The sequence below is a fragment of the Klebsiella sp. EMBS2024 genome (assembly GCF_036233805.1).
GTDB classification, from domain to species: Bacteria; Pseudomonadota; Gammaproteobacteria; order Enterobacterales; family Enterobacteriaceae; genus Klebsiella; species Klebsiella pneumoniae.
This window is the reverse complement of record NZ_JAZARW010000001.1, coordinates 4143726-4161926: the sequence shown is the minus strand read 5'-3', so window position 1 is coordinate 4161926 and position 18201 is coordinate 4143726. Positions and strand designations below refer to the sequence as shown.

Here is an 18201-nt window from a genome sequence, read left to right as displayed (position 1 = left end):
TTGCAAAAAAAAGTAGACAAGTGCGAATGAGAATGATTATTATTGTCCTGCATTCAGGGAGACCCTTGCGGAAAGCCTGAAAGCACGACATTGCTCACATTGCTTCCAGTATTACTTTAGCCAGCCGGGTGCTGGCTTTTTTTTTGCTGCTATCTCAGGCGCTCTGCGGCCTGACGGGCTCCGCGTCGGCTTTGGAGGGTGCGTCTGCTACCAGACCGAGAATATGACTTTTGTTCTCCGCGGCGGCCAGCAGTTCAGCGCGACCGCTAAAAACGCCGCCTTTCTTGATCGCCAGCGCGCGATAGGCGAGGGTACCCTCCAGATGGCCGTGCTCCTCGATGGTGATGCTGTCGCCATGACACTGGCCCTGCACCTTGCCGTCAATTATTAGCTCCCGGCAGCTGACGTTGCCCTCCACCTGGCCTTCACGCATTACCTTAATCAAATGCTCTTTGGCCTCAATGTTGCCGGTGACCTGACCGTGGATATAGACATGGCCGCTGGCGACTATATTGCCGACGAAATGCACCCCGCTGGCGATGACCGTAGTCTCGTGTTTTTTGCTGGCGACCGCTTCGGGTTCTGGGTTAATTGCCGGAGGCGTGGCTGCTTCTGATATCTGAGGTTCCGTTTTATTTTTCTTAATAAACATCGCGTTAATCTTGTTCCGTTGGCTATGGAGGAGGAAAGCGATAAGCGCGCAGGCGGCCGCCAGGCGCGCCAGCGCGCTTGCATCGACAGACCAGGCGATCAGCGCGAGAAGCCAGAAAAAAAGGGCGCCGTTTATGGCGAGATACTGTTTGTCCATCAGCAGCGGCTGGCTACTCCGTTAGTCATCAGCAACCTCCTGGTTTGCTCTCCACTTATCCGCAGTTTTGCCATGGCGATCAAGGTTTTTTGCCGAAAACCGTTGATTTAATCACTTATTAATCAATAAGTTATTAATAATTACGTATGAGTGATACTCGAACTATTTTCCTAACGAATCTTCACTGCAAGCGAACAGAGAGGATGAAGTGAGGGACCGGCTTGCGCTATGGTTGAAGGTAGCTCATTAACTAAGGACAGCGTTATGACTCTGCACTGCGCATTTATTGGCTTTGGTAAAAGCACCACCCGCTATCACCTTCCTTACGTTTTGCACCGCAAAGACCGCTGGCAGGTAGCGCACATTTACCGCCGCCGGGCGAAGCCCGAGGAGCAGGCGCCGCAGTATTCCCATATTCATTTCACCAGCGACCTTGAAGAAGTATTAAACGATCCACTGGTCAAGCTGGTGGTGGTCTGCACTCACGCCGACAGCCATTTTGAATATGCGAAAAAGGCGCTGGAGGCGGGGAAAAACGTGCTGGTGGAAAAGCCGTTCACCCCGACGCTGGAGGAAGCAAAAACTCTGTTTGCCCTGGCGAACAGCAAAGGCCTGACGGTGACGCCCTATCAGAACCGCCGTTTCGACTCCTGTTTCCTGACCACCAAAAAGGTGATTGAGAGCGGGAAACTCGGCGAACTGGTGGAGATCGAAAGCCATTTCGATAATTATCGCCCGCTGGCGGAGACCAACCCCGGCGGTCCGCAAAACGGCGAGTTCTATGGCCTTGGCGTGCATATACTGGATCAGATCATTTCGCTGTTCGGCCGCCCGGACCATGTCTCTTACGATCTGCGCTCGCTGCGCAATAAAGCCAACCCGGATGACACCTTTGAAGCCCAGCTGTTCTACGGCGATATGAAGGCCATCGTTAAGACCAGCCATCTGGTGCAGATCGATTACCCGAAATTTATCGTTCACGGGCACAAAGGTTCGTTTGTGAAGTACGGCATTGACCAGCAGGAGACCAGCCTGAAGGCCAATATCATGCCGGGCGAGCCGGGATTTGGCGCGGACGACAGCGTTGGCGAGCTGGTGTATGTCAACGAGGCAGGGGAGATGGTGCGCGAAGCGGTGCCGCTGGAGAGCGGCGATTATGGTCGGGTGTACGACGCGCTGTACGACACCCTCGTCAACGGCCAGCCGAATTACGTCAAGGAAACTGACGTTCTCACCAATATGGAGATCCTGCAGCGCGGCTTTGAGCAGCCTTCACCGGCCACCATTACCCTTACCCGATAAGTCAAATTGGCTCCTCTGCGCTTGTTCATATTTTTTGAACAGAGGAGTCAATTTTCACCCTCTATGATCGCCGGCGAAATGGGTCCACACTGACTCCATCGACAACATACGGGGGTGCAACATGATCTATTTACGCAAAGCGAACGAACGTGGCCACGCTAACCATGGCTGGCTGGATTCCTGGCATACTTTCTCTTTCGCCAACTATTATGACCCGAACTTTATGGGCTTCTCGGCCCTGCGGGTGATTAACGACGACGTCATCGACGCCGGTCAGGGCTTCGGTACCCACCCGCACAAAGACATGGAGATCCTGACCTATGTGCTGGAAGGGGCGGTGGAGCACCAGGACAGCATGGGCAACAAAGAGCAGGTGCCGGCGGGCGAGTTCCAGATCATGAGCGCGGGTACCGGGGTGCGCCACTCTGAGTACAACCCGAGCAAAACCGATCGTCTGCGTCTGTATCAGATCTGGATTATTCCGGAAGAAACCGGCATTACCCCGCGCTACGAGCAGCGCCGCTTCGACGCCGCCCAGGGCAAACAGCTGGTGCTGTCGCCGGATGCGCGAGATGGCTCGCTGAAGGTGTACCAGGATATGGAACTCTATCGCTGGGCGCTGCTGAAAGATGAGCAGTCGGTTCACCAGATTGCCGCGGAACGCCGCGTGTGGATCCAGGTGGTCAAAGGCGAAGTGACCATCAACGGTACCAAAGCCACCACCAGCGACGGTTTGGCCATCTGGGACGAGCAGGCGATTTCGGTTCATGCCGACAGCGATAGCGAGATCCTGCTGTTCGATCTGCCGCCGGTTTGATAGTTATCTGAGCCAGGTTAAATAAATTGCGCAGCCTTCCCTCATGTTAGGGAAGGTTGCGCTTTGTCCGTGATAAACTGAGAAAATGTTTNNNGTTGATCACAGTCAGGACGATGAAAAAGAAAAGACCCGTACTTCAGGATGTAGCCGATCTTGTCGGCGTGACCAAAATGACGGTCAGTCGCTATTTACGCAACCCGGAGCAGGTCTCCGAAGCGCTGCGTGGCAAGATTGCCGTTGCCCTCGATGAACTGGGTTATATTCCCAATCGCGCCCCTGACATTCTTTCCAACGCCACCAGCCGCGCCATCGGCGTGCTGCTGCCGTCGTTAACCAATCAGGTCTTTTCGGAAGTACTGCGCGGTATCGAAAGCGTCACCGACGCCTTCGGCTATCAAACCATGCTGGCGCACTACGGCTATAAGCCGGAAATGGAAGAGAAACGCCTCGAATCGATGCTCTCCTGGAACATTGATGGCCTGATCCTCACCGAACGCACCCATACGCCGCGCACCCTGAAGATGATCGAAGTCGCCGGCATTCCGGTGGTGGAGCTGATGGACAGCCGGTCGCCGTGTCTCGATATTGCCGTCGGGTTTGATAACTTTGAAGCCGCCCGGCAGATGACCGCGGCGATCATCGCCCGCGGCCACCGCCATGTCGCCTATCTGGGGGCGCGTCTTGATGAACGTACTATCATCAAACAGAAGGGGTACGAGCAGGCGATGCTTGACGCCGGGATGACGCCCTACAGCGTGATGGTGGAGCAATCCTCGTCCTATTCTTCGGGGATTGAGCTGATGCGCCAGGCGCGCCGCGAATATCCACAGCTCGACGGCATTTTCTGCACCAACGATGACCTCGCGGTCGGCGCGGCGTTCGAGTGCCAGCGTCTGGGGCTGAAGATCCCCGATGATATGGCGATCGCCGGGTTCCACGGCCATGATATCGGCCAGGTGATGGAGCCGCGGCTGGCCAGCGTCCTGACCCCGCGCGAGCGAATGGGGCGCATCGGCGCCGAACGGCTGCTGGCGCGCATTCGTGGTGAAGCGATTACCCCTAAGATGTTAGATTTAGGTTTCACATTGTCACCGGGCGGATCAATTTAAACTGACAAGTTTGAAGTAGATCACACATATTCACATCTGGCACGAATGGATATTGCTTCTCCACAGGTCCGGCATGACAATGTTACCGATAACAGTTACCTGTAACAATTAACCGATACGCCGCCTTCGCGCTGGATGAGTCAGCCCCGGCGCGGCGTACCAGTCCAGTGGGAGGACGCTTTGAGCACGACTAACCATGATCACCACGTCTATGTCCTGATGGGCGTTTCCGGCAGCGGAAAATCCGCTGTCGCCAGCGAAGTGGCGCATCAACTGCATGCCGCGTTTCTTGACGGCGACTTTCTCCATCCGCGCAGCAATATCACCAAGATGGCCTCCGGCGAGCCGCTCAACGATGACGACCGCACGCCGTGGCTGCAGGCGCTAAATGACGCCGCGTTCGCCATGCAGCGTACCAACAAGGTGTCGCTGATCGTCTGCTCGGCGCTGAAGAAGAGCTATCGCGACATTCTGCGCAAGGGCAATCCGAACCTCTCCTTCATCTACCTGAAAGGCGATTTCGACGTGATCGAAAGCCGTCTGAAGGCGCGTAAAGGGCACTTCTTTAAAACCCAAATGTTGGTGACGCAGTTTGAAACGCTGCAGGAACCAGGCGCCGACGAGAGCGATGTGCTTATCGTCGATATCGACCAGCCGCTGGAAGGCGTGGTGGCCAGCACCATCGAGGTGATCAACAAAGGCAGTCACTAGTGAGTACTTTAACGCTTGTTTTAACAGCAGTCGGCTCGGTATTGCTGCTGCTGTTTTTAGTCATGAAGGCGCGAATGCACGCCTTCGTGGCTTTGATGGTGGTTTCTATTGGCGCCGGTCTCTTCTCCGGCATGCCGCTGGATAAAATCGCGGCGACGATGGAGAAAGGGATGGGCGGTACGCTGGGCTTCCTGGCGATCGTCGTCGCGCTCGGCGCGATGTTCGGGAAGATCCTGCATGAAACGGGGGCGGTCGATCAGATTGCCGTCAAGATGCTCAAATCCTTTGGCCACAATCGCGCGCACTATGCGATTGGTCTCGCCGGACTCATCTGCGCGCTGCCGTTGTTCTTCGAAGTGGCGATCGTACTGCTGATTAGCGTCGCCTTCTCGATGGCGCGCCATACCGGTACTAACCTCGTGAAGCTGGTGATCCCGCTGTTTGCCGGCGTTGCCGCCGCCGCGGCGTTTCTGTTGCCTGGACCGGCGCCGATGCTGCTGGCGTCGCAAATGCACGCCGACTTTGGCTGGATGATCCTGATTGGCCTGTGTGCGGCCATTCCGGGGATGATTATCGCCGGTCCGCTATGGGGCAACTTCATCAGCCGCTACGTCGAATTGCATATTCCTGACGACGTCACGGAACCGCATCTCGGCGAAGGCAAAATGCCCTCCTTCGGCTTCAGCCTGGCGCTGATCCTGCTGCCGCTGGTGCTGGTTGGCCTGAAAACCATCGCCGCGCGCTTTGTGCCGGTGGGTTCCACTGCCTACGAATGGTTCGAGTTTATCGGCCACCCGTTCACCGCGATCCTGGTGGCCTGCCTGGTGGCGATTTACGGTCTGGCGGTACGTCAGGGAATGGCGAAAGACCGGGTGATGGAGATTTGCGGCCACGCGCTGCAGCCGGCCGGGATTATTCTGCTGGTGATCGGGGCTGGCGGCGTCTTCAAGCAGGTGCTGGTTGACTCCGGCGTTGGCCCGGCGCTTGGTGAAGCGCTGACCGGAATGGGGCTGCCGATCGCTATTACCTGCTTCGTACTGGCGGCGGCGGTGCGTATCATTCAGGGCTCTGCCACCGTGGCGTGCCTGACGGCGGTCGGCCTGGTGATGCCGGTGATTGAGCAGCTGAACTACAGCGGCGCGCAGATGGCGGCATTGTCTATCTGTATCGCCGGCGGCTCGATTGTGGTAAGCCACGTGAACGACGCCGGCTTCTGGCTGTTCGGTAAATTTACCGGCGCCAGTGAAGCCCAGACGCTGAAGACCTGGACCATGATGGAAACCATCCTTGGCACCACCGGGGCGATTGTCGGTATGATCGCCTTCCAGCTGCTGAGCTAAGCCCGCTCATCTCCCGCTCGCGGGAAATAAAAAGCCAGGGTAACGCTGCTTACCCTGGCTTCTTTGCAATAAGCCGCCCTTTTTCCCTCTTTTCCTTGCCAGCTATTGGCCCTTATTAGCGCTACGACGATGCTCGTATCCCTCGTCAGCCCTTGCTGTGACTGGGTTTGTCGCTTTTTTTTGGCAAGCGGAAAAGCACCAGATTTCACGCTTAATCCATAATCAGGATCAATAAAATAGCGACGGAAAATATTCCATTCCCCGGGGGATTTCCCCGATAATCGTTGCGCTTTTGACGACGACCAGCGACGGTGGACAATGTGCAGGATAAGTTGCTTTTCTGATTGTTCAGCAATCATTGATTAATTTCACTTGCGACTTTAGCTGCATTTTGTAAGGTGAGGGATAATCCAGTTGGAAACTGGCCAGGCACAAACAGCACACACCTCGCAGGAATACGTTATGAAAAATGTTGGTTTTATCGGCTGGCGCGGAATGGTCGGCTCTGTCCTCATGCAACGCATGGTTGAAGAGCGCGATTTCGACGCCATTCGCCCGGTGTTCTTCTCTACCTCCCAGCTGGGACAGCCAGCGCCGTCATTCGGCGGTAGCACCGGTGGCACGCTGCAGGATGCGTTCGATCTGGACGCTCTGAAGGCGCTGGACATTATTGTCACGTGCCAGGGCGGCGATTACACCAACGAGATTTACCCGAAGCTGCGCGCAAGCGGCTGGCAGGGTTACTGGATTGACGCGGCTTCTTCGCTGCGCATGAAGGACGATGCGATCATTATCCTCGACCCGGTTAACCAGGATGTGATCACCGCCGGCCTGAACAACGGCGTGAAAACCTTTGTCGGCGGCAACTGCACCGTCAGCCTGATGCTGATGTCCCTCGGCGGCCTGTTTGCTCAGGATCTGGTGGAGTGGGTCAGCGTGGCGACGTACCAGGCGGCTTCCGGCGGCGGCGCGCGTCATATGCGCGAGCTGCTGAGCCAGATGGGGCAGCTGCATAATCATGTGGCCGCGGAGCTGGCGGACCCGGCTTCCGCCATCCTGGATATTGAGCGCAAAGTGACGTCGCTGACCCGCAGCGGCGAGCTGCCGGTCGATAACTTTGGCGTACCGCTGGCGGGCAGCCTGATCCCGTGGATCGACAAACAGCTGGATAACGGTCAGAGCCGCGAAGAGTGGAAAGGCCAGGCGGAGACCAACAAGATCCTCGCCACCTCGTCCGTTATCCCGGTAGACGGCCTCTGCGTTCGCGTTGGCGCGCTGCGCTGCCACAGCCAGGCGTTTACCATCAAGCTGAAGAAAGATGTTTCTATCCCGACCGTTGAGGAGCTGCTGGCCGCGCACAACCCGTGGGCCAAAGTGGTACCGAACGATCGTGAGATTACCATGCGCGAGCTGACCCCAGCCGCGGTGACGGGCACCCTGACCACCCCGGTAGGACGCCTGCGTAAACTGAATATGGGGCCGGAGTATCTATCGGCCTTTACCGTTGGCGACCAGCTGCTGTGGGGCGCCGCGGAGCCGCTGCGCCGGATGCTTCGCCAGCTGGCGTAAGCCCAGGATGAACAGAAAGGGGGTCTTCAAGCCCCCTTTTTTTTTGCGTAATACAAGGAGTAAACGCGGATGTTAGATTTTTCCCCACGGAGGTAACTCAGCCTTGGCTATGCTTTAAGTAAGGAATTCCTTACCTGAAGGTGGGACGGAGCAGGAGGATGCTGAGAGCACTGCGCCGTTCAGGTCANNNNAAGTCGCCAGTTACAGGAATGAGCGACACTTACAACAGGATGAAAGCATGTCTAATCATATTGATAGAGACGTGATTAATGCGCTAATCGCCGGTCATTTCGCGGATCCCTTTTCCGTGCTCGGCATGCACCGTACTGACGCCGGGCTGGAAGTGCGCGCATTATTACCCGATGCCACCGACGTGTGGGTTATTGAACCGAAAACCGGACGCAAAGTCGGCAAGCTCGAATGTCTCGACTCGCGTGGTTTCTTCAGCGGCGTCCTGCCGCGGCGTAAAAACGCTTTTCGCTATCAGCTGGCCGTCACCTGGCACGGGCAGCAGAATCTGATCGATGACCCTTATCGCTTTGGTCCGCTGTTGCAGGACCTTGACGTCTGGCTGCTGTCGGAAGGGACGCACCTGCGCCCTTACGAAACGCTGGGCGCGCACGCTGCCACCATGGACGGCGTCACCGGTACCCGTTTCTCGGTGTGGGCGCCGAACGCCCGCCGCGTATCGGTGGTGGGGCAGTTTAACTACTGGGATGGCCGTCGCCACCCGATGCGATTCCGCAAAGAGTCCGGGATCTGGGAGCTGTTCGTTCCCGGCGCGCATAATGGCCAGCTGTATAAATTCGAACTGATTGACGCCCACGGCAATCTGCGGGTCAAAGCCGACCCTTACGCCTTTGAGTCGCAAATGCGTCCGGAAAGCGCCTCGCTTATCTGCGACCTGCCGCCCAAAGTGGAACAGCCAGCGGACCGCAGAGCGGCGAACCAGTTTGATGCCCCGATCTCTATCTATGAAGTGCATCTCGGCTCCTGGCGCCGTCATACCGATAATAATTTCTGGCTGAGCTACCGCGAGCTGGCCGACCAGCTGGTGCCCTATGCGAAATGGATGGGCTTCACCCATCTCGAACTATTGCCGGTTAACGAGCACCCGTTCGACGGCAGCTGGGGCTATCAACCCACCGGGCTCTATGCGCCGACCCGCCGCTTCGGCACCCGCGACGATTTCCGTTACTTTATCAATGCTGCGCACGCCGCCGGGCTGAACGTCATTCTTGACTGGGTGCCCGGCCACTTCCCGGCGGATGATTTTGCCCTTGCCTCGTTTGACGGCACTTCGCTGTATGAGCACAGCGATCCGCGCGAGGGGTATCACCAGGACTGGAATACCCTGATCTACAACTACGGACGTCGGGAAGTCAGCAACTACCTGGTGGGTAACGCGCTGTACTGGATCGAACGCTTCGGCATCGATGCGCTGCGGGTCGACGCGGTGGCCTCGATGATCTATCGCGATTACAGCCGCAAGGCGGGAGAGTGGATCCCCAACGAATACGGCGGTCGGGAGAATCTGGAAGCCATTGAGTTTCTGCGCAACACCAACCGCATCCTTGGCGAACAGACGCCGGGCGCGGTCACCATGGCGGAAGAGTCCACCGATTTTGCCGGGGTGACCCGTCCGCCAGCCGGCGGCGGCCTCGGTTTCTGGTTCAAATGGAACCTCGGCTGGATGCACGACACCCTGGATTACATGAAGCTCGATCCGGTGCATCGCCGCTACCATCATGACAAAATGACCTTCGGCATGCTCTACAACTACACCGAGAATTTTGTGCTGCCGCTCTCCCACGATGAAGTGGTGCACGGCAAAAAATCGATTCTCGACCGCATGCCGGGCGATGCCTGGCAGAAGTTCGCCAACCTGCGCGCCTACTACGGCTGGCTGTTCGCCTTCCCGGGGAAAAAGCTGCTGTTTATGGGCAATGAGTTCGCTCAGGGCCGCGAGTGGAACCATGACGTTAGCCTCGACTGGCATCTGCTGGAGGGCGGCGACAACTGGCACCACGGCGTCCAGCGGCTGGTGCGCGACCTGAACCATACCTACCGGCATCATAAAGCGCTGCACGAGCTGGATTTTGACCCCTACGGCTTCGAATGGCTGGTGGTCGACGACCATGAGCGCTCGGTGTTTGTCTTTGTACGCCGTGACCGGGCGGGCAACGAGATTATCGTCGCCAGCAACTTCACGCCGGTGCCGCGCCACGACTACCGCTTCGGCATTAACCAGCCGGGCCGCTGGCGCGAGGCGCTAAATACCGACTCCATGCACTATCACGGCAGCAATCAGGGCAATGGCGGCGTGGTGGAAAGCGACGCTATCGCCAGTCATGGCCGCGAGCATTCGCTGTCGCTGACCCTGCCCCCGCTGGCGACGATCTGGCTGGTCCGGGAGGCGCAATGACCTCACTCGCGGCAGGCAAACCTGCGCCATTGGGCGCCAGCTATGACGGCAAGGGGGTGAATTTCGCCCTCTTCTCCGCCCATGCGGAGCGGGTGGAGCTGTGCGTATTCGACGAGCAGGGCAACGAGCAACGCTTCGATCTCCCGGCGCGCAGCGGCGACATCTGGCACGGCTGGCTGGCCGCCGCCGGGCCGGGCCTGCGCTACGGCTATCGGGTACATGGTCCCTGGGACCCGGCGCAGGGGCACCGCTTTAACCCGGCCAAGCTGTTGATCGATCCCAGCGCCCACCGGGTCGAGGGCGATTTGCCTGACGATGAGCGCCTGCACGGCGGCATGTGGCAGCCCGATCGCCGCGACAGCGCCGCGGTCGCGCCAAAATCGCAGGTGGTGGATCTGCGCTATGACTGGCGTGGCGATAAACCGCCGCGTACCCCATGGGGGGAAACGGTGATTTATGAAGCGCACGTGAAAGGGCTCACCTTGCTTAATCGGCAGCTACCGGAAGCCATTCGCGGAACCTATAAAGCGCTGGGCCACCCGGCGATGATCGCTTACTTCAAATCGCTGGGCATCAGCGCCCTTGAGCTGTTGCCGGTGGCGCAGTTCGCCAGCGAGCCGCGACTGCAGCGGATGGGGTTAAGCAACTACTGGGGCTACAACCCGTTGGCGTGGTTCGCGCTGGATCCGCGCTACGCCAGCGACCCGGATCGCGCCCTGGATGAGTTTCGCGATGCGGTTAAGGCGCTGCATGCCGCCGGTATCGAAGTGATTCTGGATATCGTGCTCAACCATAGTGCGGAAATCGATCTCGAAGGGCCCACCGTCTCCCTGCGCGGAATCGACAACCGTAGCTATTATTGGGTAAGGGAGGATGGCGATTATCACAACTGGACCGGGTGCGGTAATACGCTCAATCTTAGCCACCCCGGCGTGGTGGAGTGGGCGCGCCAGTGTTTGCGCTTTTGGGTGGATGAGTGCCATGTCGACGGCTTTCGCTTCGACCTCGCCTCAGTGATGGGGCGGACGCCGGAATTCCGCCAGGATGCGCCGCTGTTCGAGGCTATCCGCCGCGACAGCGTGCTGTCGCAGGTGAAACTGATTGCGGAACCCTGGGATATCGGCCCGGGCGGCTATCAGGTGGGTAATTTCCCACCGCTGTTCGCTGAATGGAATGACCATTTTCGCGATAGCGCCCGACGCTTCTGGCTACAGCAAAATGTCTCCCTGGGGGATTTTGCGCAACGTTTCGCGGCCTCCAGCGATCTCTTTGCCCGCGATGGCAAGCCGCCATCGGCGACGGTCAACCTGGTGACGGCCCACGATGGCTTCACGCTGCGCGACTGCGTTTGTTTCAATCAGAAACACAATGAGGCAAACGGGGAGGAGAATCGCGATGGGACTAACAATAACTACAGCAACAATCATGGTATAGAAGGATTAGAAGCGAATTTTGCGGTGATTGAACGGCGGCGNGCCAGCGCGCATGCGCTGCTGACGACGCTGCTGCTGGCTCAGGGGACGCCAATGCTGCTGGCGGGCGATGAACAGGGCCACAGCCAGCACGGCAACAATAATGCTTACTGCCAGGACAACGCCTTGACGTGGCTGGACTGGCGCCAGGCGAACCCGGGATTAACCGCCTTTACCGCGGCGCTGATCCACCTGCGGCGCCGTATTCCGGCGCTCACCCGCAACCGCTGGTGGCAGGAGGGGGATGGCAACGTCCGCTGGCTTAATCGCAACGCCCAGCCCCTGACTGCCGCGGAGTGGCAGCAGGGGGCCGCGTGTATGCAGATCCAGTTGTCGGATCGCTGGCTGCTCACGCTGAACGCCACCGCAGAGGTGGTGGATATGGTTTTACCCGAGGGGGAATGGCGCGCCGTTCCTCCATTCGCCGGAGAGGATAATCCGGTCATCATGGCTGTCTGGCATGGGCCCGCGCACGGAGTGTGCGTATTTCAAAGGTCGTAAGCCCTGAAGCTTTCGGTTGGACCCGTGGCGGCGGCGCGGCGGGATGAGCTGGAAAGCGGGGGTGTAAAAAGGAGTTAATCATGGTTAGGCTTGAAAAAAACGATCCGCTGATGCTGGCGCGTCAATTACCCATCAAATCCGTGGCGTTGATCCTCGCGGGCGGGCGTGGCACCCGGCTGAAGGATCTCACCATTAAGCGTGCGAAACCTGCCGTTCACTTTGGCGGCAAGTTCCGTATTATCGATTTCGCATTATCTAACTGCATTAACTCAGGGATCCGCCGCATCGGCGTTATTACCCAGTATCAGTCGCACACGCTGGTGCAGCACATCCAGCGCGGCTGGTCGTTCTTCAGCGAAGAGATGAACGAGTTTGTCGATCTGCTGCCGGCTCAGCAGCGCGTGCATGGCGAAAATTGGTATCGCGGCACGGCGGATGCGGTGACGCAGAACCTGGATATCATCAGCCGCTACAAGGCCGAGTACGTGGTGATCCTCGCGGGCGACCATATTTATAAGCAGGACTACTCGCGCATGCTGATCGACCATGTCGAAAAAGGGGCGCGTTGCACCGTGGCCTGCATGCCGGTGCCCATTGAAGAGGCATCCGCCTTCGGCGTCATGGCGGTCGACGAAAACGAAAAAATCATTGAGTTTGTCGAGAAACCCGCCAACCCGCCGGCGATGCCGACCGACCCGACCAAATCGCTGGCCAGCATGGGCATTTATGTCTTTGACGCCGCCTATCTTTATGAGCTGCTGGAAGAAGACGATCGCAACGAGAACTCCAGCCACGATTTCGGTAAAGACATCATTCCGAAGATCACCGAAGCTGGCATGGCTTATGCACATCCTTTCCCGCTCTCCTGCGTGCAGTCCGACCCGAACGCCGAACCTTACTGGCGCGACGTGGGGACGCTGGAAGCCTACTGGAAGGCTAACCTCGATCTGGCGTCAGTCACGCCGGAGCTGGATATGTACGACCAGAACTGGCCGATCCGCACCCATATGGAATCGCTGCCGCCGGCGAAGTTCGTGCAGGACCGCTCCGGTAGCCACGGCATGACCTTGAACTCGCTGGTTTCCGGGGGGTGCATTATCTCCGGGTCGGTGGTGGTGCAGTCGGTGCTGTTCCCGCGCGTGCGGGTGAATTCGTTCTGTAACATTGATTCGGCAGTCTTGTTGCCAGATGTCTGGGTGGGGCGCTCATGCCGCCTGCGTCGCTGCGTGATTGACCGCGCCTGTGTTATCCCGGAAGGAATGGTGATTGGTGAGAATGCGGAAGAGGATGCACGCCGCTTCTATCGCTCAGAGGAAGGTATCGTGCTGGTGACCCGCGACATGCTGCGGAAATTAGGGCACAAACAGGAGCGCTAATGCAGGTCTTACATGTATGTTCTGAGATGTTCCCGCTGTTAAAGACGGGCGGTCTGGCGGACGTCATCGGCGCACTGCCGGCGGCGCAAATCGCGGAGGGTATCGATACGCGCGTACTGTTGCCGGCGTTTCCCGATATCCGTCGCGGCGTGGTGGATGCCCAGGTGGTGACCCGCCGGGATACCTTCGCCGGGCGGATCACGCTGCTGTACGGCCACTTTAACGGCGTGGGGATCTACCTGATAGACGCCCCGCATCTCTATGACCGTCCGGGGAGCCCTTACCACGATACCAACCAGCACGCTTATCCCGACAACGTCCTGCGCTTTGCGCTGCTGGGCTGGGTGGGAAGTGAAATGGCCAGCGGACTGGATCCGTTCTGGCGCCCGGATGTGGTGCATGCCCATGACTGGCACGCCGGCCTGACGCCGGCCTACCTGGCGGCGCGCGGACGCCCGGCTAAATCGGTGTTTACCGTGCACAACCTGGCGTACCAGGGGATGTTTTACTCCTGGCATATGAATGACATTGAGCTGCCGTGGTCGTTCTATAACATGCATGGCCTCGAGTTTAACGGGCAGATCTCGTTTCTCAAGGCCGGCCTCTACTACGCCGACCATATTACGGCGGTGAGCCCGACCTACGCGCGCGAGATCACCGAGCCGCAGTACGCCTACGGCATGGAGGGGCTGCTGCGCCAGCGCCATCATGAAGGTCGGCTGTCGGGAATTCTCAACGGCGTTGACGACGGTATCTGGAGCCCGCAAAACGATCTGCTGCTGCCGATGCGCTACGATCGCGACACTCTGGAGGAGAAGGCGGAGAACAAGCGTCAGCTGCAGATTGCCATGGGCCTGAAGGTCGATGATAAAGCGCCGTTGTTTGCCGTCGTCAGCCGTCTTACCAGCCAGAAAGGGCTGGACCTGGTGCTTGAAGCGCTGCCGGGTCTGCTTGAGCAGGGCGGCCAGCTGGCGCTACTGGGCGCCGGCGATCCGGTGCTGCAGGAAGGTTTCCTCGCCGCCGCCGCCGAACACCCGGGCAAAGTGGGTGTGCAGATTGGCTACCATGAGGCCTTCTCCCACCGCATTATGGGCGGCGCCGACGTCATTCTGGTCCCGAGCCGCTTTGAACCCTGCGGCCTGACTCAGCTGTATGGTCTGAAATACGGGACGCTGCCGCTGGTGCGCCGCACCGGCGGTCTGGCGGACACCGTCGCTGACAGTTCGCTGGAGAATCTGGCCGATGGTCTGGCGACAGGGTTTGTCTTTGAGGACAGCAATGCGCTGTCATTGCTGCGCGCTATCCGCCGCGCCTTTGTCCTCTGGTCGCGCCCGTCGCTCTGGCGCTACGTGCAGCGTCAGGCGATGAATATGGATTTTAGCTGGCAGGTTGCCGCGAACTCCTATCGCGAACTTTATCAACGCTTGATGTAACCACTGGAGTCATTGTTATGAATGTACCCTTTAGCTATGCATCACCGACGCTGAGCGTTGAGGCGTTAAAGCATTCTATTGCCTATAAACTGATGTTTATCATCGGTAAAGATCCGGCCATCGCCAACAAGCATGAATGGCTTAACGCCACGCTGTTTGCCGTTCGCGATCGCATGGTGGAGCGCTGGCTGCGCTCCAACCGCGCGCAGCTCTCCCAGGAAGTGCGCCAGGTGTACTATCTGTCGATGGAGTTTCTGATCGGCCGCACCCTCTCGAATGCGCTGCTGTCGCTGGGCATTTATGACGATGTGAGCAGCGCGCTGGCGGAGATGGGGCTCGATCTCGAAGAGCTGATCGATGAAGAGAATGACCCCGGGCTTGGCAACGGCGGTCTGGGCCGCCTGGCGGCTTGCTTCCTTGACTCCCTGGCGGCGCTGGGTCTGCCGGGACGCGGTTACGGCATCCGCTACGACTACGGGATGTTTAAACAGAATATTGTCGATGGCCGACAAAAAGAGTCTCCTGACTACTGGCTGGAGTACGGTAACCCGTGGGAGTTTGAGCGCCACAACACCCGCTATAAAGTGCGCTTCGGCGGCCGCATTCAGCAGGAAGGAAAGAAAACCCGCTGGATTGAGACGGAGGAGATCATTGCGGAAGCCTACGACCAGATCATCCCCGGCTTTGACACCGACGCCACCAACACACTGCGTCTGTGGAGCGCGCAGGCCAGTAGCGAAATTAACCTCGGTAAATTCAACCAGGGCGACTACTTCGCCGCGGTAGAGGATAAAAACCACTCCGAAAACGTCTCCCGCGTGCTCTATCCGGACGACTCGACCTACTCCGGCCGCGAGCTGCGCCTACGCCAGGAGTATTTCCTCGTGTCGGCCACGGTGCAGGATATCCTGAGTCGCCATTACATGTTGCATAAGACCTATGACAACCTGGCGGACAAGATTGCCATCCACCTGAATGACACCCACCCGGTGCTGTCGATACCGGAGCTGATGCGTCTGCTTATCGACGAACATAAGTTCAGCTGGGACGAGGCGTTCGAGGTGACCTGTCAGGTCTTCTCCTATACCAACCACACCCTGATGAGCGAAGCGCTCGAGACCTGGCCGGTGGATATGCTGGGTAAAATTCTGCCGCGCCATCTGCAGATTATCTTCGAGATTAACGACTATTTCCTCAAGACTTTGCAGGAGCAGTATCCGAACGATACCGACCTCCTCAGCCGCACCTCGATTATCGACGAGTCTAACGGCCGCCGTGTGCGGATGGCCTGGCTGGCGGTAGTGGTCAGCCACAAGGTCAACGGGGTGTCCGAGCTGCATTCCCGACTGATGGTGGAGTCACTGTTTGCCGAATTCGCCAAAATCTTCCCAATGCGCTTTATCAACGTGACCAACGGTGTGACGCCGCGCCGCTGGCTGGCGCTGGCCAACCCGCCGCTGTCGAAAGTGCTGGATGAGCATATCGGCCGCACCTGGCGGACCGATCTGAGTCAGCTTGATGAGCTGAAACAGCATATCGACTACCCGATGGTCAATCAGGCGGTGCGTCAGGCCAAGTTTGAGAACAAACAGCGGCTGGCCAGCTATATTGCTCAACAGCTCAATGTGGTGGTCAATCCGAAGGCGCTGTTTGATGTGCAGATCAAACGTATCCATGAATACAAACGGCAGCTAATGAATGTGCTGCACGTCATCACCCGCTATAACCGGATCAAGGCCGATCCGCAGGCCGAGTGGGTGCCGCGGGTGAATATTTTCGCCGGTAAGGCGGCCTCGGCCTACTATATGGCCAAGCACATTATTCACCTGATCAACGATGTGGCGGCGGTGATCAATAACGATCCGCAGATTGGCGACAAGCTGAAGGTCGTCTTTATCCCCAACTACAGCGTTAGCCTGGCGCAGCTGATCATTCCGGCGGCAGACCTGTCGGAACAGATCTCCCTCGCAGGCACTGAAGCTTCCGGCACCAGTAATATGAAGTTTGCCCTTAACGGCGCGCTGACTATCGGCACCCTTGATGGGGCAAACGTGGAGATGCAGGAGCACGTGGGCGAAGAGAATATCTTTATCTTCGGCAACACCGCGGAAGAGGTGGAGGAGCTACGTCGCAGCGGCTATAAACCACGCGAATATTACGAGCAGGATGAAGAGCTCCACCAGGCGCTGACGCAGATCGGTGCCGGCGTCTTCAGCCCGGCAGAACCGGGGCGCTACCGCGACCTGCTGGATTCGCTGATTAACTTTGGCGACCACTACCAGGTTCTGGCGGACTATCGTAGCTATGTGGACTGCCAGGATCGCGTCGACGAGCTGTATCAAAACCCGGAAGAGTGGGCCTATAAGGCGATGTTGAATATTGCCAACATGGGCTACTTCTCTTCTGACCGGACGATCCAGGAGTACGCGAAATATATCTGGCATATCGACCCGGTAAGGCTGTAAGCCAGTCAATGCAACGCCACACAACACAACGGGGCCATTTGGCCCCGTTGTGTTGTGTGGCGAACGTTTTATTCGGAAAAGTGCCGGGGAGGATTCAGGCTATTGCGGGAATATACTATTGACGTGAATTCGCCAGCAGTACGATAAATGCTCAATAAGTTTACGTTCATAGCCTATGTGGGATGTAGAAACGACGGATACGTTTGATACCTGGTTCGAATTACAAAGTAGAGCTTTAAAAGAGGATATGTTGGCCACGATGCTCATCCTGTCTGAGTTTGCTCCGCAGCTTGGGCGCCCGTATGTTGATACGGTGAAAGATTCAACGTTTCAGAATATGAAAGAACTGCGGGTTCAGCATCATGGGCTCCCCATCCGCGCCTTTTTTGCTTTTGATCCTCTGCGGAAAGCTATCGTTTTATGTGCGGGCGATAAGGATGGCATGAATGAGAAACGTTTTTACAAAGAGATGATTACTCTGGCTGACAGAGAATTCAGCCAACACCTGACTAAGGAGCGATAATGGCCACGCTAAAAGAACTCATGGCGAAACAGAGTCCTGATAGCCAGCAGCGTATTGCAGCGAAAGCGGCAGAGATACGCCAGTCTGTCGCTTTAAACTTGCTTCGAGAAGAGTTGCAAATGTCGCAAACAGAGATGGCTGCGGCTATGGGGGTAAAGCAGCCAACGATCGCTAAAATGGAACAGGCAGATAACGACCCTCGGCTTTCGACCCTAAAACGCTACATTGCGGCATTGGGGGGAGAACTCAGTATAAATGTCACATTGCCGACTGGAAAAAAAGTCTCGTTTAATTTGTGAACAGGTATCCGGGCCAAGCGCAAGCCATAGCCCGGGTATTTCTCTCCTGGC

General features: G+C 57.7%; 15 protein-coding genes. 13 read left to right on the top strand and 2 right to left on the bottom strand.

Annotated elements, in window-relative coordinates; translation table 11 throughout:
* Positions 1–154 precede the first annotated feature (154 nt).
* Positions 155–808, bottom strand: a complete 654-nt coding sequence (locus tag VZP09_RS19065; RefSeq protein WP_015959101.1) for a bactofilin family protein — start codon at positions 806–808, stop codon at positions 155–157.
* A 264-nt stretch (positions 809–1072) separates the two neighbouring features.
* On the opposite strand from VZP09_RS19065, the gene VZP09_RS19060 reads away from it, so the two are divergent.
* The 5 genes from VZP09_RS19060 to gntU all read left to right on the top strand — a co-directional run bounded on the left by VZP09_RS19060 (position 1073) and on the right by gntU (position 6087).
* Positions 1073–2110, top strand: a complete 1038-nt coding sequence (locus tag VZP09_RS19060; RefSeq protein WP_023288047.1) for an oxidoreductase — start codon at positions 1073–1075, stop codon at positions 2108–2110.
* A 121-nt stretch (positions 2111–2231) separates the two neighbouring features.
* On the top strand, positions 2232–2927 hold the full coding sequence (locus tag VZP09_RS19055) for a pirin family protein (protein WP_002920779.1): 696 nt from the start codon (positions 2232–2234) through the stop codon (positions 2925–2927).
* A gap of 113 nt (positions 2928–3040) precedes the next feature.
* Positions 3041–4036, top strand: coding sequence for a gluconate operon transcriptional repressor GntR (gene gntR / locus VZP09_RS19050; protein WP_002920777.1), 996 nt, complete (start codon positions 3041–3043; stop codon positions 4034–4036).
* Positions 4037–4216: 180 nt separating this feature from the next.
* Positions 4217–4747 carry a gluconokinase gene (gene gntK / locus VZP09_RS19045; protein ID WP_002920775.1) on the top strand — a complete coding sequence of 177 codons (531 nt, stop codon included), beginning with the start codon at positions 4217–4219 and terminating at the stop codon, positions 4745–4747.
* Entirely contained in the window at positions 4747–6087 is a 1341-nt protein-coding gene (gene gntU, locus VZP09_RS19040) for a gluconate transporter (RefSeq protein WP_002920773.1), read from the top strand. The genes gntK and gntU overlap by 1 nt, the downstream gene beginning before the upstream one ends.
* On the opposite strand, the gene VZP09_RS19035 is transcribed toward gntU, so the two are convergent.
* Positions 6084–6446, bottom strand: coding sequence for a hypothetical protein (locus VZP09_RS19035; RefSeq protein WP_020325126.1), 363 nt, complete (start codon positions 6444–6446; stop codon positions 6084–6086). The two genes, gntU and VZP09_RS19035, sit on opposite strands and share 4 nt — an antisense overlap.
* 103 nt (positions 6447–6549) lie before the next feature.
* Between VZP09_RS19035 and asd the strand changes: the two genes are divergently transcribed.
* From asd to VZP09_RS18995, 8 genes are all read left to right on the top strand, one after another.
* Positions 6550–7656 (top strand): aspartate-semialdehyde dehydrogenase, encoded by a 1107-nt coding sequence (gene asd / locus VZP09_RS19030; RefSeq protein WP_002920570.1) that lies wholly within the window; start codon positions 6550–6552, stop codon positions 7654–7656.
* A 238-nt stretch (positions 7657–7894) separates the two neighbouring features.
* Positions 7895–10081: a 1,4-alpha-glucan branching enzyme gene (glgB, locus tag VZP09_RS19025; protein WP_004150069.1), complete on the top strand. Its 2187-nt coding sequence runs from the start codon at positions 7895–7897 to the stop codon at positions 10079–10081.
* Positions 10078–12054: a glycogen debranching protein GlgX gene (glgX, locus tag VZP09_RS19020; RefSeq protein WP_004181465.1), complete on the top strand. Its 1977-nt coding sequence runs from the start codon at positions 10078–10080 to the stop codon at positions 12052–12054. The genes glgB and glgX overlap by 4 nt, the downstream gene beginning before the upstream one ends.
* Positions 12055–12134: 80 nt before the next feature.
* The gene (gene glgC, locus VZP09_RS19015; RefSeq protein ID WP_002920566.1) at positions 12135–13430 is read left to right on the top strand and encodes a glucose-1-phosphate adenylyltransferase; all 1296 of its coding nucleotides are present in this window, start codon (positions 12135–12137) and stop codon (positions 13428–13430) included.
* Complete coding sequence (gene glgA, locus VZP09_RS19010; protein ID WP_002920564.1) at positions 13430–14863, top strand: glycogen synthase GlgA; 1434 nt, start codon at positions 13430–13432, stop codon at positions 14861–14863. The genes glgC and glgA overlap by 1 nt, the downstream gene beginning before the upstream one ends.
* A 17-nt stretch (positions 14864–14880) precedes the next feature.
* On the top strand, positions 14881–17328 hold the full coding sequence (glgP, locus tag VZP09_RS19005) for a glycogen phosphorylase (protein WP_303685098.1): 2448 nt from the start codon (positions 14881–14883) through the stop codon (positions 17326–17328).
* Between the two features lie 175 nt (positions 17329–17503).
* Positions 17504–17851, top strand: a complete 348-nt coding sequence (locus VZP09_RS19000; protein WP_016529833.1) for a type II toxin-antitoxin system RelE/ParE family toxin — start codon at positions 17504–17506, stop codon at positions 17849–17851.
* Positions 17851–18150, top strand: coding sequence for a helix-turn-helix domain-containing protein (locus VZP09_RS18995; protein ID WP_002920557.1), 300 nt, complete (start codon positions 17851–17853; stop codon positions 18148–18150). The genes VZP09_RS19000 and VZP09_RS18995 overlap by 1 nt, the downstream gene beginning before the upstream one ends.
* Positions 18151–18201: the final 51 nt, after the last annotated feature.

Coding starts and splice junctions, on each gene's coding strand:
- VZP09_RS18995 (WP_002920557.1), top strand. CDS start 17,851: ATGGCCACGCTAAAAGAACTCATGGCGAAACAGAGTCCTGATAGCCAG.
- gntR (WP_002920777.1), top strand. CDS start 3,041: ATGAAAAAGAAAAGACCCGTACTTCAGGATGTAGCCGATCTTGTCGGC.
- VZP09_RS19035 (WP_020325126.1), bottom strand. CDS start 6,446: ATGATTGCTGAACAATCAGAAAAGCAACTTATCCTGCACATTGTCCAC.
- glgP (WP_303685098.1), top strand. CDS start 14,881: ATGAATGTACCCTTTAGCTATGCATCACCGACGCTGAGCGTTGAGGCG.
- VZP09_RS19000 (WP_016529833.1), top strand. CDS start 17,504: ATGTGGGATGTAGAAACGACGGATACGTTTGATACCTGGTTCGAATTA.
- VZP09_RS19055 (WP_002920779.1), top strand. CDS start 2,232: ATGATCTATTTACGCAAAGCGAACGAACGTGGCCACGCTAACCATGGC.
- glgA (WP_002920564.1), top strand. CDS start 13,430: ATGCAGGTCTTACATGTATGTTCTGAGATGTTCCCGCTGTTAAAGACG.
- asd (WP_002920570.1), top strand. CDS start 6,550: ATGAAAAATGTTGGTTTTATCGGCTGGCGCGGAATGGTCGGCTCTGTC.
- VZP09_RS19065 (WP_015959101.1), bottom strand. CDS start 808: ATGGACAAACAGTATCTCGCCATAAACGGCGCCCTTTTTTTCTGGCTT.
- glgC (WP_002920566.1), top strand. CDS start 12,135: ATGGTTAGGCTTGAAAAAAACGATCCGCTGATGCTGGCGCGTCAATTA.
- glgB (WP_004150069.1), top strand. CDS start 7,895: ATGTCTAATCATATTGATAGAGACGTGATTAATGCGCTAATCGCCGGT.
- VZP09_RS19060 (WP_023288047.1), top strand. CDS start 1,073: ATGACTCTGCACTGCGCATTTATTGGCTTTGGTAAAAGCACCACCCGC.